Annotated in this window: 14 protein-coding genes; 13 read left to right on the forward strand and 1 reads right to left on the reverse strand. The window is 62.1% G+C overall.

Annotated features, from left to right (window positions below; genetic code table 11):
• The 9 genes from waaC (at position 1) to M1E16_RS02295 (ending at position 11,249) form a co-directional block, all read left to right on the forward strand.
• Complete coding sequence (waaC, locus tag M1E16_RS02255; protein WP_434602619.1) at positions 1-1,059, forward strand: lipopolysaccharide heptosyltransferase I; 1,059 nt, start codon at positions 1-3, stop codon at positions 1,057-1,059.
• Entirely contained in the window at positions 1,059-2,180 is a 1,122-nt protein-coding gene (locus M1E16_RS02260; RefSeq protein ID WP_458129095.1) for a glycosyltransferase family 4 protein, read from the forward strand. Before waaC ends, M1E16_RS02260 begins: the two co-directional genes overlap by 1 nt.
• On the forward strand, positions 2,180-2,986 hold the full coding sequence (rfaP, locus tag M1E16_RS02265; RefSeq protein ID WP_458129096.1) for a lipopolysaccharide core heptose(I) kinase RfaP: 807 nt from the start codon (positions 2,180-2,182) through the stop codon (positions 2,984-2,986). The genes M1E16_RS02260 and rfaP overlap by 1 nt, the downstream gene beginning before the upstream one ends.
• Positions 2,986-3,720: a lipopolysaccharide kinase InaA family protein gene (locus M1E16_RS02270; RefSeq protein WP_434570057.1), complete on the forward strand. Its 735-nt coding sequence runs from the start codon at positions 2,986-2,988 to the stop codon at positions 3,718-3,720. Before rfaP ends, M1E16_RS02270 begins: the two co-directional genes overlap by 1 nt.
• Positions 3,717-4,469 (forward strand): lipopolysaccharide kinase InaA family protein, encoded by a 753-nt coding sequence (locus tag M1E16_RS02275; protein ID WP_434626410.1) that lies wholly within the window; start codon positions 3,717-3,719, stop codon positions 4,467-4,469. The genes M1E16_RS02270 and M1E16_RS02275 overlap by 4 nt, the downstream gene beginning before the upstream one ends.
• Positions 4,469-5,929: a lipopolysaccharide kinase InaA family protein gene (locus M1E16_RS02280; protein WP_458129097.1), complete on the forward strand. Its 1,461-nt coding sequence runs from the start codon at positions 4,469-4,471 to the stop codon at positions 5,927-5,929. The genes M1E16_RS02275 and M1E16_RS02280 overlap by 1 nt, the downstream gene beginning before the upstream one ends.
• 1,390 nt (positions 5,930-7,319) lie before the next feature.
• Entirely contained in the window at positions 7,320-9,068 is a 1,749-nt protein-coding gene (locus M1E16_RS02285; RefSeq protein WP_305497269.1) for a carbamoyltransferase family protein, read from the forward strand.
• Positions 9,061-9,966, forward strand: coding sequence for a glycosyltransferase family 2 protein (locus M1E16_RS02290; protein WP_305497267.1), 906 nt, complete (start codon positions 9,061-9,063; stop codon positions 9,964-9,966). The genes M1E16_RS02285 and M1E16_RS02290 overlap by 8 nt, the downstream gene beginning before the upstream one ends.
• 23 nt (positions 9,967-9,989) lie before the next feature.
• On the forward strand, positions 9,990-11,249 hold the full coding sequence (locus tag M1E16_RS02295) for a capsule biosynthesis protein (protein WP_458129098.1): 1,260 nt from the start codon (positions 9,990-9,992) through the stop codon (positions 11,247-11,249).
• 16 nt (positions 11,250-11,265) lie between these two features.
• On the opposite strand, the gene M1E16_RS02300 is transcribed toward M1E16_RS02295, so the two are convergent.
• Positions 11,266-11,898, reverse strand: a complete 633-nt coding sequence (locus M1E16_RS02300) for a toluene tolerance protein (protein WP_458129099.1) — start codon at positions 11,896-11,898, stop codon at positions 11,266-11,268.
• A gap of 153 nt (positions 11,899-12,051) precedes the next feature.
• Between M1E16_RS02300 and M1E16_RS02305 the strand changes: the two genes are divergently transcribed.
• From M1E16_RS02305 to M1E16_RS02320, 4 genes are all read left to right on the forward strand, one after another.
• Complete coding sequence (locus M1E16_RS02305; protein ID WP_458129100.1) at positions 12,052-13,158, forward strand: capsular polysaccharide export protein, LipB/KpsS family; 1,107 nt, start codon at positions 12,052-12,054, stop codon at positions 13,156-13,158.
• Entirely contained in the window at positions 13,158-14,333 is a 1,176-nt protein-coding gene (locus M1E16_RS02310) for an O-antigen ligase family protein (protein WP_458129101.1), read from the forward strand. The genes M1E16_RS02305 and M1E16_RS02310 overlap by 1 nt, the downstream gene beginning before the upstream one ends.
• 73 nt (positions 14,334-14,406) lie before the next feature.
• Positions 14,407-16,197 carry a lipid A export permease/ATP-binding protein MsbA gene (gene msbA / locus M1E16_RS02315; RefSeq protein WP_434696064.1) on the forward strand — a complete coding sequence of 597 codons (1,791 nt, stop codon included), beginning with the start codon at positions 14,407-14,409 and terminating at the stop codon, positions 16,195-16,197.
• On the forward strand, positions 16,197-17,093 hold the full coding sequence (locus M1E16_RS02320) for a GNAT family N-acetyltransferase (protein WP_434631519.1): 897 nt from the start codon (positions 16,197-16,199) through the stop codon (positions 17,091-17,093). The genes msbA and M1E16_RS02320 overlap by 1 nt, the downstream gene beginning before the upstream one ends.
• The last annotated feature ends 31 nt before the right edge of the window (positions 17,094-17,124 follow it).

Below are 17,124 nucleotides of genomic sequence, written 5' to 3' on the forward strand. Positions count from 1 at the left end.
TTGCGGGTATTGCTGATCAAGACCTCCTCCCTGGGAGATGTGGTCCACACCCTGCCGGCGCTGACCGATGCGGCGCGGGCGATTCCCGGCATCCGCTTCGATTGGGTGGTGGAAGAGGGGTTCGCCGAAATCCCTACATGGCACCCCGCGGTGGGCAAAGTCATCCCGGTGGCGATCCGGCGCTGGCGCAAGAATATCTGGCAAACCATCAAGAGCGGCGAGTGGCGGCGGTTCAAGCAAAGCATGCGGGCCGAGAAGTATGACTTGGTGATTGACGCCCAAGGCTTGCTGAAAAGCGCCTGGCTGACTCGCTACGTCAAGGCCCCGGTGGCTGGCCTGGATAAGGATTCGGCACGCGAGCCCCTGGCGGCGCGGTTTTACTCCCGGCGCCTGGCGGTGGCCCGTGGTCAGCATGCGGTCGAGCGCGTGCGCCAGCTGTTTGCCGTGGCGCTGGGCTACGACTTGCCGCAGACCCAGGGCAACTATGGCCTCGACATCGACCGCCTGGTGGAACTGCCGCGCCCCTATCCCTATGTGGTTTTCCTGCATGGCACGACCTGGGACTCCAAGCACTGGCCCGAGCTTTACTGGCGCCAGCTCACCGAGCGCATGGGTCAGTACGGCGTGGTGGTGAAACTGCCGTGGGGCAACCCTGCCGAAAAGGCCCGCGCCGAGCGCATCGCCAGCGGGCTGCGCAACGCCCTGGTACTGCCGAAACTGAACCTTGGCGGCATGGGCAAGGTGCTCGCCGGTGCCCAGGCCTGCGTAGCCGTGGACACTGGCCTCGGTCACCTGGCTGCGGCCCTGGACGTGCCGACCGTTTCGCTGCTCGGCCCGACCAACCCGGTGCTGACCGGTGCCTACGGCAAGGGCCAGATTCACCTCGCCAGTGATTTCCCCTGCGCGCCCTGCATGCAGAAACAGTGTACTTATCCACCGACCGCCGAAGATGCCCGTCGGTTTGACCTTAAGCGCGAGCAGCCCCTGTGCTTCACGCGTGTAAACCCCGAGCGTGTTGCCAGCCACCTGAGCACGTTATTGGCTGAGGAGCCGCGCTGATGCAATTGGCTTTTGTCCTTTACAAATACTTTCCCTTCGGTGGCCTGCAGCGTGACTTCATGCGCATCGCCCTGGAATGCCAGCGGCGTGGCCACCAGATCCGCGTCTACACGCTGATCTGGGAGGGCGACGTCCCGCCGGGCTTCGAAGTACTGGTGGCGCCGGTCAAGGCGCTGTTCAACCACCGTCGCAACGAAAAACTCAGCGCCTGGATGGAGGCCGACCTGGCCCAGCGCCCGGTGGATCGTCTGATCGGTTTCAACAAGATGCCTGGCCTGGACGTGTATTACGCCGCCGACGGCTGCTTCGAAGACAAGGCACAGAACCTGCGCAATTCGCTGTACCGGCGCTGGGGCCGCTACCGGCATTTCGCCGAATACGAGCGGGCGGTGTTCGCCAAGGATGCCAAGACCGAAGTCCTGATGATTTCCGAAGTCCAGCAGCCGCTGTTCATCAAGCACTACGACACGCCGCTGGAACGCTTCCATCTGCTGCCGCCGGGCATCGCCCAGGACCGTCGCCGGCCCGCCGACGCCGACGAGATCCGCGCCGCGTTCCGGGCCGAATTCCAGCTGGCCGACGATGACCTGCTACTGGTGCAGATCGGCTCCGGCTTCAAGACCAAAGGTGTGGATCGCAGCCTCAAGGCCCTGGCCGCGCTGCCGGCCGAATTGAGAAAACGCACCCGGCTGTTTGTAATCGGCCAGGACGACCCCAAGGTATTCCAACTGCAGAGTGCCGCGCTGGGTCTGGGCGACAATGTGCGGTTCCTCAAGGGTCGCAGCGATATCCCGCGTTTCCTGCTGGGCGCCGACCTGTTGATCCACCCGGCCTACAACGAAAACACCGGCACGGTACTGCTTGAAGCGCTGGTGGCCGGGTTGCCGGTGCTGGTCAGCGCGGTGTGCGGGTACGCCCATTACATCGCCGAGGCCGACAGCGGCCTGGTGCTGGATGAGCCGTTCGAGCAGCCGCAACTGACCGAATACCTGAGGCGGATGCTCGGTGATTCCGAGGCGAGGGCGGCCTGGAGCCGCAACGGTCTGGCCTTCGCCGAGACGGCCGACCTCTACAGCATGCCGCAGCACGCGGCCGATGTGATATTGGCGGAGCACGCTTGATGAAATTGATGCTGGCCGAACCGTTCAAGAGCCTTTGGGCCGGACGCGATGCGTTCACCGAGGTCGAGGCGCTCAAGGGCGAGGTCTACCGTGAACTCGAAGCCCGGCGTACCTTGCGTACCGAGGTGGACGGGCGCGGCTTTTTCGTGAAGATCCACCGTGGCATCGGCTGGGGCGAGATTTTCAAGAACCTGCTGACCGCCAAGCTGCCGGTGCTCGGCGCGGGACAGGAATGGAAAGCGATCCAGCGTCTGCAGGAAGCCGGCGTGCCGACCATGACGGCCGTCGCGTATGGCGAGAAGGGCAGCAACCCGGCCGACCAGCATTCGTTCATCGTCACCGAAGAACTGGCGCCCACCATCAGCCTTGAAGATTACAGCATCGACTGGGTCAGGCAGCCCCCGCAGCCCAGGCTCAAGCGGGCGCTGATCGCTGAAGTGGCGCGCATGACCGGCATGATGCACCGCGCCGGGGTCAACCATCGCGACTGCTACATCTGCCATTTCCTGCTGCATACCGACACACCGGTGACGGCCGACGGTTTCAAGCTCTCGGTGATCGACCTGCACCGCGCCCAGACCCGCCCGGCCATCACCACGCGCTGGCGCAACAAAGACCTGGCCGCGCTGTATTTTTCGGCGCTGGACATAGGCCTGACGCGCCGCGACAAGCTGCGTTTCCTCAAAGGTTATTTCCAGCAGCCGTTGCGCCAGGTACTGGCTGAGGAAGCGTCGCTGCTGGCCTGGCTCGAAGGCAAGGCCAACAAGTTGTATGCGCGCAAGCAGCGGTATGGGGACGCGCTCTGATGTCAGGCTGGACACTGGAACCGGCCTACGCCGAACTGGCGGCGGATTTCGGTAGCCTGGACGCGGTGTTCGCCCTCCAGGGCGAGCGCCTGACGCGCGACCCTCTGTCGGAGGTGATTCGTGTGCAGCGCAACGGCGTAAATTATTACGTCAAGCGCTACACCGGCGCCGGCAAGGGCTTGCGGCGTTACCTGGGCAGGCCGCGGGTCAAGTCCGAATGGCAGAACCTCAAGCGCTTCGCCAAATGGGGGATCCCGACCGCGCAAATCATTGCCTGGGGACTGGAGCGAAACGGCGCGGCCTTCGCCCGTGGTGCGATGATCACCCGCGAATTGCCTCGCACCGAGGACCTCTCGGCCCTGGCCGAGCGTCGCGACCCCAGGCTGGCGGATCGCGCCTGGGTCGACGGTGTGAGCCGGCAGTTGGCGGGTTACACGCGGACCATGCATGAGCAGCGTTTTACCCATAACGATTTGAAGTGGCGCAACCTGCTGATCGACGATCAGTCGCGGTTGTTCCTGATCGATTGTCCGAACGGTGACTTCTGGCGCGGCTTCTGGCTCAAGTACCGGATCATCAAGGACCTGGCGTGCCTGGACAAGGTCGCCAAATATCACCTGTCGGCCACCCAGCGCCTGCGTTTTTATCTGCAATACCGGCAGCGCGACCGGCTGGATGCCCTGGACAAGAAGCGTATCCGGCACGTGGTGAAATTTTTCGAGGGGCGTGAATGACTGATTTTCTGGCCGATGAAGACCGCGCGTTGCTGCAACGCCATGGCCTGGACAGCTTCGAGGCCTTGTGGGCACGACAACTGGAAGCGGTGGACGAACCCAACACCTCGGGGGAAGGCTGGAGCAGCGTGTTCCGCCTGGAACTGGAAGGGCAGGGGTACTACCTCAAGCGTCAGAGCAATTACCTGACCCGAACCTTGTCGCATCCGTTTGGCGAGCCGAGTTTTTCCCGGGAATTTCGTAATATCAGCCGTTATCGGCAACTGCGCATCCCCGCGCTGCAGGCCGTGTTCTATGGCCAGCGCAAGGTGAACGGCGAGGCTCGTGCGGTTCTGCTGACGCGTGCGCTGGATGGCTGGGATGACCTCGATTCATTGCTGCAGCGCTGGTCGACGCTGAGTGGCGCGCAGCGCACGGGCATCCTGCAGGCCTGCGGGCACCTGGCGCGGCGCCTGCACGATGCCCATCAGATGCATGGTTGTTTTTATCCCAAGCACATTTTTCTGCAAGCCGGCGACAGCGGCTACCAGGCGCAGTTGATCGACCTGGAGAAGACCCGGCCGCTGCTGTTCGGCCAACGTGACCGGATCAAGGACCTGGAACCGCTGTTGCGCCGGGCAGGCGCCTGGAAGGGTGACGACGTGCGCCAGTTGCTGGCTACTTATCTGGAGCAGCCGCTGGACAGCGCTCTGGTCGACAGCTGGATGACACGCGTGGCCGCCCGCCGTACCGACAAGGAGGCGCGTTGATGCTTTTGTCCGAACTTAAAAATGCCGGCCGCAGCCCTGGCCTGCCCTTGAGCTTGGAGCTGGCGGACGCCGCCGGACCGGCGCAATTGCAATTGCTGACGCTTCTGCGCGTTTTACCGGGGCAGCGTTATGTGGGCGCGGGTGTCTGGCGCGGTCGCCCGGTACTGGCGAAATTGTTGGTTGGCGCCAAGGCGGCTCGTCACTTCCAGCGTGAGCTGCAAGGCGTGCGTCTGCTGGCGGAGCAGGGCCTGACCACACCGCTGTTGCTGGTGGACGGCTTGAAGGACGGCGAGGGTGGCTGGCTGCTGTTCGAATTGCTCGAAGGGGCCCAAAGTCTGGGCGACGCCTGGAGGCAAGTCGAGCAATTGCCGCCGTTGGCCGATGAGCAGGCCGCAGTGCTGGCGGAGGCCCTGGGTGCCGTTGCACAACTGCACGCCAAGGGCCTGTGGCAAGAGGATCTGCACCTGGACAACCTGCTGCGCCACGATGGGAAACTCTACCTGATCGATGGCGCCGGTATTCGGGTCGAAACCGCAGGGCAGCCGTTGTCGCGGCAAAAAGTGCTGGAGAATCTCGGTGTGTTTTTCGCCCAGTTGCCCAAGTCCCTGGCGCCGTTCACCGAAGAGCTGCTGGTGCATTATCTGCTTGGCAATGCCGAACATGCGTTGCCGATGGAGGCGTTGCAAAAGCAGATCGACAAGGTGCATTCCTGGCGCCTGAAGGATTTCCTCGAAAAGGTCGGGCGAGAATGCAGCCTGTTCAGCGTCAAGCGTGGGGCCTTCGGCCTGCGGGCTATCCGCCGTGATGAAGAGGCCGCGATAGCGCCCGTGCTTGAGCAGGCCGATGCCCTGCTTGACCAGGGACATCTGTTCAAGACCGGCGGCGCGGCGAGTGTCGGCAGGGTGGTGGCGGACGGCCGTACGCTGATCATCAAGCGCTACAACATCAAGGGCTTCGCCCATTGGCTCAAGCGCTTCTGGCGTCCGAGCCGTGCCTGGCATGCCTGGCGCGAGGGTCATCGCCTGGCCTTCCTCGGCATTGCCACGCCCAAGCCGCTGGCGCTGCTGGAAAAGCGTTTCCTGTGGCTGCGCCGTGGTGCGTATCTGGTCACCGAGTACTTGCCGGGCCCGGACATCATCGAACGCTTCGCCCCATACGTGGAGACCGGTGAAGCGCCCGAAACAGAATTGCTGGCGCTGGATCGCTTGTTCGCCGACCTCATCCGCGAACGGATCAGCCATGGCGACTTCAAGGGCCACAACCTGTTCTGGCAAGACGACCGCTGGGCGCTGATCGACCTGGACTCCATGTGCCAGCACCGCACCCAGGCCAGCTTCGCCCAGGCCTACGCCCGGGATCGCGCGCGGTTCATGCGCAACTGGCCGCAGGATAGCGCGTTGTATCGGGTGATTGATGAACGCTTGCCAAAGGATGTCGAAAACACTCTCTCGGCCTTGTGATCGATCACCGTGGCGAGGGAGCTTGCTCCCGCTGGGCTGCGCAGCGGCCCCAAAGCCATTCAGCGCGGTGTGCCAGGAAAACACAGTTGCCAAGTTTACGACTGCTGCGCAGCCGAGCGGGAGCAAGCTCCCTCGCCACGGATCGGGTAAATCTTGGGGTTAGGTGTAGATTCGTTGCCGCCTTCGCGAGCAGGCTCGCTCCCACACTGCCCTGAGCCCCAATGCTTCCTGGCCATAGGGGTATTGCCAGGCCATCACGCACCGTGGCGAGGGAGCTTGCTCCCGCTGGGCTGCGCAGCGGCCCCAAACCGATTCAATGCGGTGTGCCAGGAAAAAACAGTTGCCGGGTTTACGACTGCTGCGCAGTCGAGCGGGAGCAAGCTCCCTCGCCACGGATCGGGTAAATCTTGGGGTTAGGTGTAGATTCGTTGCCGCCTTCGCGAGCAGGCTCGCTCCCACACTGCCCTGAGCCCCAATGTTTCCTGGCCACAGGGGGATTGCCAGGCCATCACTCACCGTGGCGAGGGAGCTTGCTCCCGCTGGGCTGCGCAGCGGCCCCAAAGCCATTCAGCGCGGTGTGCCAGGAAAACACAGTTGCCAAGTTTACGACTGCTGCGCAGTCGAGCGGGAGCAAGCTCCCTCGCCACGGATCGGGTAAATCTTGGGGTTAGGTGTAGATTCGTTGCCGCCTTCGCGAGCAGGCTCGCTCCCACACTGCCCTGAGCCCCAACGTTTTCCTGGCCACAGGGGGATTGCCAGGCCATAACTCACCGTGGCGAGGGAGCTTGCTCCCGCTGGGCTGCGCAGCGGCCCCAAAACCATTCAATGCGGTGTGCCAGGAAAACACAGTTGCCAAGTTTACGACTGCTGCGCAGCCGAGCGGGAGCAAGCTCCCTCGCCACGGATCGGGTAAATCTTGGGGTTAGGTGTAGATTCGTTGCCGCCTTCGCGAGCAGGCTCGCTCCCACACTGCCCTGAGCCCCAATGTTTCCTGGCCACAGGGGGATTGCCAGGCCATCACTCACCGTGGCGAGGGAGCTTGCTCCCGCTGGGCTGCGCAGAGGCCCAAAACCATTCAATGCGGTGTGCCAGGAAAACACAGTTGCCAAGTTTACGACTGCTGCGCAGTCGAGCGGGAGCAAGCTCCCTCGCCACGGATCGGGTAAATCTTGGGGTTAGGTGTAGATTCGTTGCCGCCTTCGCGAGCAGGCTCGCTCCCACGGGTGTTCAGGTCCTTCAGGTAAGCTTCGTCACTTGCTCGCCGCTAGAGGTTTGCCGGCGCTTTTAAGCTATAATCCCGCCCTTTAGCTGCCCAGCGCCCTTGGCGCGCGGCACATCAATTCTTCGCGGCGCTTGTCGCCCGTATGCAGACATAAGAGGCTAGACCCCTGTGGCATTGACGATTCTTGGCCTGTCCGGCGCCCTTAGCCATGATCCTTCCGCAGCGCTGTACATTGACGGCAAGCTGATCGCGGCGGCCGAGGAAGAGCGCTTCGTACGCGATAAACATGCAAAGAACCGCATGCCCTACGAGTCGGCGAAGTTCTGCCTGGAGCAGGCCGGCATCAAGCCGTCCGATGTTGATGTGGTGGCGATCCCGTTCGCCCCGATCAGCCTGTTCGGCGAAGCGCGCTGGCACTACGCCAAGCGTTACTGGTACGCCCCGGATCGCGCCCTTGATGCGATCCTGATGGGCAACCGTCGCTACAAGCGTTATCGCCGCAAGATAGTCTGGTGCCTGGAGCAACTGGGCTTCGATCCGAAAAAAATCAAGATCGAACCGGTCGAGCACCACTTGGCTCATGCCTCCAGCGCCTACCACTGCTCGGGTTTCCAGGAAAAAACCGCGATCCTGGGTATCGATGGCAAGGGTGAATACGCCACGACGTTCTTCGGCTACGGCGAAAACGGCAAGATCCACAAGATCAAGGAATTCTACGATCCGGACTCCCTGGGCGGTCTGTATGGCGCGATCACCGAGTTCCTCGGCTTTGAAATGCTCGACGGCGAATTCAAGGTCATGGGCATGGCGCCGTATGGCGATGCCAGCAAGTACGATTTCTCGCGCCTGGCCTCGTTCGAAAACGGCGAACTGGTGATCAACACCGACTACGCCAACGTGATCGGCCTGCGTCGCTATAAAGAGAAAGGCAAGGGCTTCTACTTCTCGCCAAAGCTGATCGAATGGCTCGGTCCGAAGCGTGAAGGCGACATCGCCGACGAGCCGTACATCCATTACGCCGCCAGCATGCAGGCGCTGTTCGAGAAGCTCGCGCTGCAGATGATCGACCACTACCTGGGCGACGTGCTCAAGGAAACCGGCAAGCTGGCCTTCGCCGGCGGCTGCGCACTGAACGTCAAGCTCAACCAGAAAATCATCGCCCGTGACGACGTCAAGGAACTGTTCGTGCAGCCGGCCTCCGGCGACGCCGGCACCGCGGTAGGCGCGGCGGCTTATGTGTCCCATGCCCGTGGCGTGCCGGTGGAAAAGATGGAGCACGTCTACCTCGGCCCGGCCTACAGCAACGAAGACGTCATCGCCGCGTGCGCCCGTCATCCGAGCAAGCCGGTATGGCGCAAGATCGACAACACCCCCGAGCGCATCGCCAGGATCATGGTCGACGGCAACCCGGTGGCCTGGTTCCAGGGGCGCATGGAGTTCGGCCCGCGTGCCTTGGGCGGTCGTTCGATCATCGGTTGCCCGAGCGCCAGTGGCGTGGCCGACCGCATCAACGAGCAGATCAAGTTCCGCGAGCGCTGGAGGCCTTTCTGCCCGTCGATGCTCGACACTGTTGCCCCACAGATGATCAAGGTCGATCACCCGGCGCCATTCATGACCTTTACCTTCGAAGTGGCCGAGGAATGGAAGACCCGCGTGCCGGAAGTGGTTCACGAAGACGGCACTTCCCGGGCCCAGGTGCTCAAGCGTGAATACAACCCGCGCTACTACGACATGATGAAGGCGCTGGAAGTCCTGACCGGCAATGGCGTGTCGCTGAACACTTCGCTCAACCGTCGTGGCGAGCCGATGATCTGCTCGCCGACCGACGCGCTGAACATGTTCTTCGGCTCTGACCTGCAGTACCTGATCATGGAAGACATTCTGGTCGTCAAGGACGGTGTGGACGCTTATGACTGAGGTGCTGATCAGTGTCGTCATCCCGGCCTACAACTACGCCGAGACCTTGCCGCGGGCGGTGAACTCGGTCATCGCGCAGTTAGGCGAAGCCCAGGCCGAGCTGTTAGTGATCGACGATGGTTCCACTGATGCAACGCCGCAGGTCCTGGAGCAATTGCAGGCCGAACACGCCGGGCTCTTCCGGGCCCTGCGCAAACCCAATGGTGGTTTGTCGTCGGTACGCAATCGCGGGATCGAAGAGGCTCGGGGGCAATACCTGATCTTCCTGGATGCCGACGATGAGATGGCGCCGGGCGCGCTTGCCGCCGTGACCCGGCATGTTGCCAGTCATCCCGAAACTCGCCTGGTCATCGGCGGCCACTGGTCGGTGTTTCCTGACGGGCGTCGCGTCCAGCATGCGGTAAAGCCGTTGCCGGCCACGCCGCGTGAGCGCGTCCGGGGCTACCTGCTGGACAAGACGGTGACCCTGTCCAACGGCGCCTGTGCCATGCACCGCGAGGTGTTCGGGCCGGGTAACTATCCCGAGCATCTGCGTAACGTCGAAGACATTCCGGTGTTTGCCCAGGTACTGGCGCGCTTTCCATGCACCGTGCTCGATCAGCCGCTGGCGCTGATCTACAAGCATGGCGACAGCATGCGGCATGACCTCAGGCAAAGCCTGGCGGCGGGCGTGGGCATGGTCGACGAGGTGTTTTCCCCGGCGCGCATGCCGCAGTCGTTGCAAGATTTGCGCAAAGCCTTCATGGCCCAGCGTTGCCTGTCGTTGTTCCGCGATTGCTACAGCGCCGGTGACTATGCCAATGCCAAGGCTTTTTATGCCCAGGCCGTGCGTACCGATGTTCGCTCGATCACGCGCTGGTCCTACACGCGCAAGGCTATCCGGTTGTTGTTCAAGTGAACGCCGCAAGGTCTGACGACAGCATGTTCCAGGCCGACGGAAGCTGGGCTCGAAAGGCTCGTGAACTGGACCGCTACCGCTGGAAACTGCTGCGCGAGCGCCACGGTCGCCTGGGCAGCCTGTTGCGCCTGGTTCGTGACGTGGTGGTGGATGTAGCGATTGGTTTGCGCGCCAAGGCGTGCTTGAAGCATTCGACCGACGCGGTACCTTGCGAAGTGCTGCTGCTGCATTCAGCGCCCAAGTCCATGGCGCTGCAGCGTAAGAACATCCTGATCGATGCCCTGCGCAAGCGCGGTCATCAACTGACGGAAGCTGCGCTGCGTGCTCCCGCCGATGCCTGTGCCCAGCGCATGCTGGCACCGCCGCCACAGTCCGTGCCGCTGCGTTACCTGGTCTATGCCGCCCACGCCCAATGGCTGGTGATGACCTATCAACCCAAAGTACTGATCAACGAGCGCAATGGCAGTCTCCACGCGCCGTTCCTGCGCCTGGCGCTGGCTGCACGGGGTGCCCGCCTGCTGCACCTGGCGCATGCCACGACACTGGAGTCGTCCCGCCGGCTGGGAATGAACGACTACGATTATTACGGCGTCTTCGGCCGCAGTTCGCTGGAAGCGCTGCAAGAGCGGACGCTGCGGTTCGGTGAGTCGACGGTGGTGCTGGTCGGTTCCTACCTTGCCGACGAAACCTATGACCTGCCCGTCGCTGATCCAACTATCAAAACGCTGCTGGTGCTGGGGGTAGGGCCTGATCGGGAGAAAGAAGCCGGTTACCAGGACACTTACCAGTTGCTGCGCGATTGGGCCGGGCGCAACCCGGATTATCGCGTGCTGTTCAAGCGCCATCCGCGCAGCAAGGCGCAGTTCTGGCGCGACGCGGCGACGCGGTTCGCCAACATCGAGTTGCTGGATGTGGAGTGCTCGCTGGCACAGGCGCTCGCCCAGGCCAGCGCGGTCATCAATATCATGTCCAACGCCGGCATCGAGGCAGGGCTGGCGGGGCGTCCGGTAATTCATGTGAATGCCGGCCGCGATGTGGATATCTTTTCCCACGCGTTGTTCTTCGGGCCGCAAGTGCGCGATGAACAGGCGTTTTCCCAGCAGCTGCACGCGCTTGAGCAGGACTATCCGCAGTGCGTGGCCAAGGCTCGGGGCTTCGCCGACTACCATCTGGTGCACGGCTCCAGAGGGTTGGCAAAAACCGTCGAGCTGGTCGATGATTTGCTGCGCGGCAGAGACCCGGCAGGAAATTTCGAAACCTTCAGGCTGCCTGCCGTCGGCTGACGTCGCAGCCTGCCGCTCAAATGCCGAGCGCGAGCTTCAGCTCCCGCTCGTTGCACACCTTCTGATGACTGAGATAATGCTCCAGGAACTGGTTGTCCTGGAGCAGCCATTCGCGGTCCTGTCGATAGCGCAACATGTGTTTGAAATTGCGCAGGCGCAGCCCTTTGCGCAGCGGCTTGTGATAGGCCTTCAGGTCGGCGACATCGATCAGTCCCAAGATGTTTTCAGGCGTCAGCACCACGTTGCCCAGGTGCGCGGAGCGAAAATAGATACCGTTCTGATGCAGGCGAGCGATGAACTCACCCAGTCGTGACCGAAGGTCGATAGAGGTGTCCGCGCCGAGCAGTTGACGAAGGGTGCTGCCGGGCAGCGGGTCGTAATGCACGGCATCACGCTCGATGGCGGGAATGCGGTAGACCTGGCGAATGCGCGGGCATTCGATGCCGCGCGCCTGCAAGGTCTGGCAGTTGTCGGCAAAGCGCCTGGCATACGGTGACCAGAGCGCGGAGGTCAGCAGGCGTTTGCGGCGAAACAGCTTGAGCATCGAGCCATCGGCCAGGCGCAGCACCTTATCCCCTTGGCGATCGGCCTCAAGGACATCGGCACCTTCGCGCAGGCTGAGGTAAACAGTAGGGTCGAGCGTTTGCATCAAGGCTCCAAGGCTTGGCCCGCTGGGAGGGGCAGCCGGGTATGTTAGCGCAGTGTGCAGGCGGCAAAAACCGCTGTGGTATAGTCGCGTCAATTTTCCCAGGGTGTTCGCCCTGTTTGCGGGCCTGCCTGGCGCCGTCTTTCTGGACATTCCATGACAAAAACGCTGTTCATTTCCCTGGCCAAGCACCAAGGCCTTTATTTCAACCGCTTGCTCAACGAAACCGAGCTGCAGGGTAAAGTCGTTTCTCCTCAACAAATGCCTTGGCCCGGGTTCCGACGGATCTCCAAGGTTGTTTCGCGCATCGATTGGCCGAGTCTGATCGAGGAAAAGTGCGCGGAACGTCGGGTCAAGAACAAGAACAATGGCGCGCTGTACCGCCTGTTGCTGCGCCTCGAACTTCTCTGGATGGCCCTGCGCGCCCAGGCCTTGCTTGATCGGGAACGCCCCGATGCGTTGGGGTTCTGGAACGGTTCTCATCGTTACTGCCGGTTGCTCACGGCGCTGGCACCGAGCGGCTGCAAGACGTTCTTTTTCGAGAACGGCCTATTGCCCGATACCACCACCGTGGACCCGCGCGGGGTGAACTACCTGAACGCGGTCCCTCGTGATGCCGGTTTCTACCTCGACTACCCGTATCCGGTGCCGGAAAACCAGGCTGCACCGGTGCTGATTCCCCGTGCGCCACGCAGCGCCGGCCCGGCGCCGATCGAGCTGCCGGCGCAATTTGTGTTCATTCCGTTCCAGGACGATCGTGACAGCCAGGTCCGGCTATTTTCGCCCTGGATCAGGAACATGCGCGAGATGTTTGCCTTGGGCGAGCGACTCGCCGAGGAAACGGGCCTGACGGTGGTGTTCAAGGAGCACCCGTCCAGCCGCGAGACGTACCCCGAGCTGCACGAGCGGACCCATGAGCGCCTGCTCTTCGCCAACGGCAATGCCACGCAGCAGTTGATCGAGGCCAGTCAGTTCGTGATCACGATCAATTCGACCGTGGGCCTGGAAAGCTTGTTGTTGGGCAAGCCGGTGCTGACCCTGGGCCAGGCGTTTTTTAATATCGAGGGGCTGGTGATGCACGCCGACGATGCCGATCAGGTCGTGTCATTGGCTCGTGCATTCCCGCAATGGCCGCTTGACGAGCGCTTGCGGCGCAACTTCTTCCATTACCTTTCCGAGTGCTATTGCATCAAGGGTGGCTGGAAGAATGCCGACCAGGCTCAGTTGCAACGGGTCGCCGATAGGCTGCTGGATAAAAACTAATGACCATCTACCTGAGACGACTGATCGATAAAAACAGCCTGGCAATATGGGCATCCATCGGCTTCCTCGTGCTGTTGTGTGGGGCGTGGGTGCTGCCCAGCAACAAGCTTTACCATCAATCGTTGATTTTCCTGTTGTGGTTGCCCGCCTTGTTGGGGCTGCTGCATCGGGATGTGCGCTTGATGCTCAAACAGCCCGAATGCGTACTCTTCGCCGCGTTCGCGGCCTGGACGCTGGCGGTGCTGATGGTCGAGGGCGGCGATAACGCCTTGGGCAAGAGCAAGGTGGTTCTCTACGTGACGCTGTCCCTGGCAGGCGTGCTGCTGGCTGCGCAGCATCGCCAGTGGCGGCTGGAGTCCATGTTGTTGGGTGCGTCGATTCTCGGCGGTTTATTCGCAGCCGCGTCCTGGGTGTATTTCTATGGGATCAGTGCCCGGCCTTTGAGCGACCGGTTGATTGCCATCGGCCTGTGGAGCACGCCGATCATGGCTGCCCATGCGGTGGGGAGCCTGGCGATCATGGGCGTCTTCTCCTGGCAATCCAGGCCTCTCAGGCTCCCTGTGCTGGCGTTGCTGATGATTGCGGCGCTGGGCTACTTGTTATTTCTCGGTTCCAGCCAGACCCGTGGGGTGTGGATCGGGCTGGGCGCCTGCCTGCTGGTGATGGCGGTGGCGCGGCCTTCACGCCTGGGCGGCGCGCTGGTCGTCCTGGTCGTGCTGGGGGTGGCCCTGGTTGCTGCATTCGACCCGGAAATCCTTCTGCAGCGCGGCGTGTCTTTTCGTCCCCAGCTTTGGCAGGGCGGCCTTCAATTGATGCTCGATCACTGGGCAATGGGCGTGGGGTTTCACCAATACCTGATTCCGGTCCCTGAGATCGGCCAGGCTTTCAAGCATCCGCACAATCTGTTCCTGGATACCGGTGTGCGCCTTGGCGTGCCTGGCCTGCTGCTGTTTGGCGGGCTGTGGCTGGTCGCAGGCTGGAGAGGCTGGATGTGCCGCGCGCAACCGCTGGGCCAGGTGTTGTTGGCGCTCTGGGTCTTCGCATCGGTTTCCTTGATGACCGACGGCATTGGCTTGTGGCTCAAACCCAATGCGGACTGGTTGGTCATCTGGCTGCCCATTGCGTTGAGCATCGTGCTGGCTGCCCGAGGTCGCGCCGCAGGGACTTCCTCCTGACTGAACCGATGTAATTGGTTCGCTGTTACAATCCGCAGCTTGTCTGTCTTTTCAAACGTGCGAGGCGCACCGAATGGCCAATTCCGACCAGCAATCGAGCATGAAGATTTACTTGCGATTGCTGAAATACGTTCTCCCGTATTGGGGCGCTTTCGCCGTCAGTATCGTTGGCTTCGTGTTGTTTGCATCCAGCCAGCCGATGCTGGCGGACATGCTCAAGCATTTTCTCGACGCGCTGCAAAAGCCCAATGACACCCGCTTCATGGGGGTCTCGCTAGTGCTCGGGGTGCCGCTGTTGATCGTGCTGATCGCGGTTTACCAGGGGATCGGTTCGTTCCTGGGCAACTACTATCTGGCCAAGGTCGCCCGGGGCGTCGTCCATGACTTGCGTTGCGCGCTGTTCGACAACCTGCTGACCTTGCCCAACCGTTATTTCGACAACCATAACTCCGGCCACCTGATTTCCCGTATCACCTACAACGTGACCATGGTCACCGGCGCCGCCACCGATGCCATCAAGGTTGTCATCCGGGAAGGCCTGACCGTGGTGTTCCTGTTCGGCTACCTGCTTTACAGCAACTGGAAAATGACCCTGGTATTGCTGGCGATCCTGCCGGTCATTGCCGTGCTGGTGAGTAGCGCCAGCAAGAAATTCCGTAAGCAGAGCAAAAAGATCCAGGTGGCGATGGGCGATGTGACCCACGTGGCGTCGGAAACCATCCAGGGCTATCGCGTGGTACGCAGCTTCGGCGGCGAACACTACGAAATCGAGCGGTTTCACAAGGCCAGCGCCGATAACATGAACCGCAGCCTGGGCATGACGCGGACCCAGTCGATCTACACGCCGATGCTGCAACTGGTGATCTATATCGGCATGGCCGTGTTGATGTACCTGGTGCTTTACCTGCGTGGCGATGCATCGGCAGGGGAACTGGTTGCCTACATCACCGCCGCCGGTCTGCTACCCAAGCCTATCCGCCAGTTGTCGGAAGTCAGCGCCACGATCCAGAAAGGACTGGCCGCGGCGGAAAGCATTTTCGAGCAGCTCGACGAAGAGCCCGAAATCGATACCGGCACCCAGGAAATGGTCCGGGTCAACGGTCGCCTGGAAGTGCGTAACCTGAGCTTCCAATACCCGGGTACGGAAAGGCTCGTGCTCGACGATATCTCCTTTACCGCGGAAGAGGGCCAGATGATTGCCCTGGTAGGGCGCTCGGGCAGCGGCAAGTCGACCCTTGCCAACCTCATTCCGCGGTTCTATCACCACGACAAGGGCCAGATATTGCTCGACGGCGTGGATGTCGAGCAGTACCGGTTGACCAATCTGCGTAGGCACATCGCCTTGGTGAACCAGCAGGTCACGCTGTTCAACGACAGTGTCACCAACAACATCGCCTATGGCGATCTTGCCGGCGCACCGTTCGAAGACGTCCGCAGGGCTGCCGAAGATGCCTACGCGGCCGAGTTCATCGAGCAGATGCCCCAGGGTTACGACACCCTGGTGGGCGAGAACGGCGTGCTGCTGTCCGGCGGCCAGCGCCAGCGCCTGGCGATTGCCCGGGCGTTGCTCAAGAACGCTCCGCTGCTGATCCTCGATGAAGCCACGTCGGCGCTGGACACCGAGTCCGAGCGGCACATCCAGGCAGCCCTCGACCAGGTGATGAAAGGGCGCACCACGTTGGTCATCGCCCACCGGTTATCGACGATCGAGAAAGCCGATCTCATCCTGCTGATGGACAAGGGCCGTATCGTCGAGCGCGGTACCCACGCCGAGTTGCTGGCGCTGAATGGCTTCTACGCACGCTTGCACGAGAAGGATTTCGTCGAGGCTGCCGATGAGGTGGCGAAGGAGACCTTCGTTTGATCCTGAGTTACTGGCGGGCCTGGCGCGAAAACGGTTGGACCCCCATAGACGCCGTGGCTTACGCCCAGGCCTGGCATCAATTCGGTGGCAGCGTGGCGACACACCCTGATGTGGTCGAGCGCCTGGCCGGGCTGGTGGGCATTCCGGTGCGCTACCTGGGCTGGCTCGTTGACGGCCAGCTGTGTGCCGCCATGCCTACCTGGGGCCGGCATGTGGCGCTGTCCAAGGATGTGCTCAAGCGTGAAGGCAAGCGTGGCATGCTCGACCTCGGCAATGCCGAGGTCATCCTGCCCGTCAGCCAAGGCGCCCAGGTTCGCCTGCGGCACCGCATGCGGTATGTGTCCGAACTGAATGCACCGCACATCATCGGTCTCGCCGAACAACCCGAAGGCCTGGCGCTGGCGCGTGAGCCCGAGGACTACAGCAAGAAGTTTCGCTACAACCAGCGCCGCGAGCAGCGTCTGCTGGAAGACGCCGGTGGCAGTATCCGGCCAATGCTCGACCTGAGCCCCGGCGAGCAGGCTGCGGTGTATGCCGACCTGTTCCAGCGTCGCTGGAATTTCGAAGCCCCCGGCAAGACCCATCTGGCCGAGGTGTTCAGCCTGATGCGCGAATTCATGACCGGCTCGCTGATCTATTTGAATGACGAACCGGTGGCGATCCAGATTCTGTATCGGGTCGAGGCGCCCGGCTGGTTCAGCCTGGAATATATCAATGGCGGGGTTGACCCGCAGAGCCGCGATTTCAGCCCGGGCAGCGTACTCAGCTTCGTCAACACCCAGGCACAGTGGGAGCACGCCCGGGCGGCGGGCAAACCGTTGCGCTACTCGTTCGGCCGCGCCGATCGCGAATACAAGGATCGCTGGTGCAACCGGGTTCCGGTCTACCAGGTTTGAGCGAGGACACGCAGCTGATGAACGAGGGAAC

This window comes from Pseudomonas sp. Z2-11 (assembly GCF_054161305.1).

Excerpts from the sequence above, each read along its gene's own strand:
- M1E16_RS02260 (WP_458129095.1), top strand. The coding sequence starts at position 1,059 with ATGCAATTGGCTTTTGTCCTTTACAAATACTTTCCCTTCGGTGGCCTG.
- rfaP (WP_458129096.1), top strand. The coding sequence starts at position 2,180 with ATGAAATTGATGCTGGCCGAACCGTTCAAGAGCCTTTGGGCCGGACGC.
- M1E16_RS02270 (WP_434570057.1), top strand. The coding sequence starts at position 2,986 with ATGTCAGGCTGGACACTGGAACCGGCCTACGCCGAACTGGCGGCGGAT.
- M1E16_RS02275 (WP_434626410.1), top strand. The coding sequence starts at position 3,717 with ATGACTGATTTTCTGGCCGATGAAGACCGCGCGTTGCTGCAACGCCAT.
- M1E16_RS02280 (WP_458129097.1), top strand. The coding sequence starts at position 4,469 with ATGCTTTTGTCCGAACTTAAAAATGCCGGCCGCAGCCCTGGCCTGCCC.
- M1E16_RS02290 (WP_305497267.1), top strand. The coding sequence starts at position 9,061 with ATGACTGAGGTGCTGATCAGTGTCGTCATCCCGGCCTACAACTACGCC.
- M1E16_RS02295 (WP_458129098.1), top strand. The coding sequence starts at position 9,990 with ATGTTCCAGGCCGACGGAAGCTGGGCTCGAAAGGCTCGTGAACTGGAC.
- M1E16_RS02300 (WP_458129099.1), bottom strand. The coding sequence starts at position 11,898 with ATGCAAACGCTCGACCCTACTGTTTACCTCAGCCTGCGCGAAGGTGCC.
- M1E16_RS02305 (WP_458129100.1), top strand. The coding sequence starts at position 12,052 with ATGACAAAAACGCTGTTCATTTCCCTGGCCAAGCACCAAGGCCTTTAT.
- M1E16_RS02310 (WP_458129101.1), top strand. The coding sequence starts at position 13,158 with ATGACCATCTACCTGAGACGACTGATCGATAAAAACAGCCTGGCAATA.
- msbA (WP_434696064.1), top strand. The coding sequence starts at position 14,407 with ATGGCCAATTCCGACCAGCAATCGAGCATGAAGATTTACTTGCGATTG.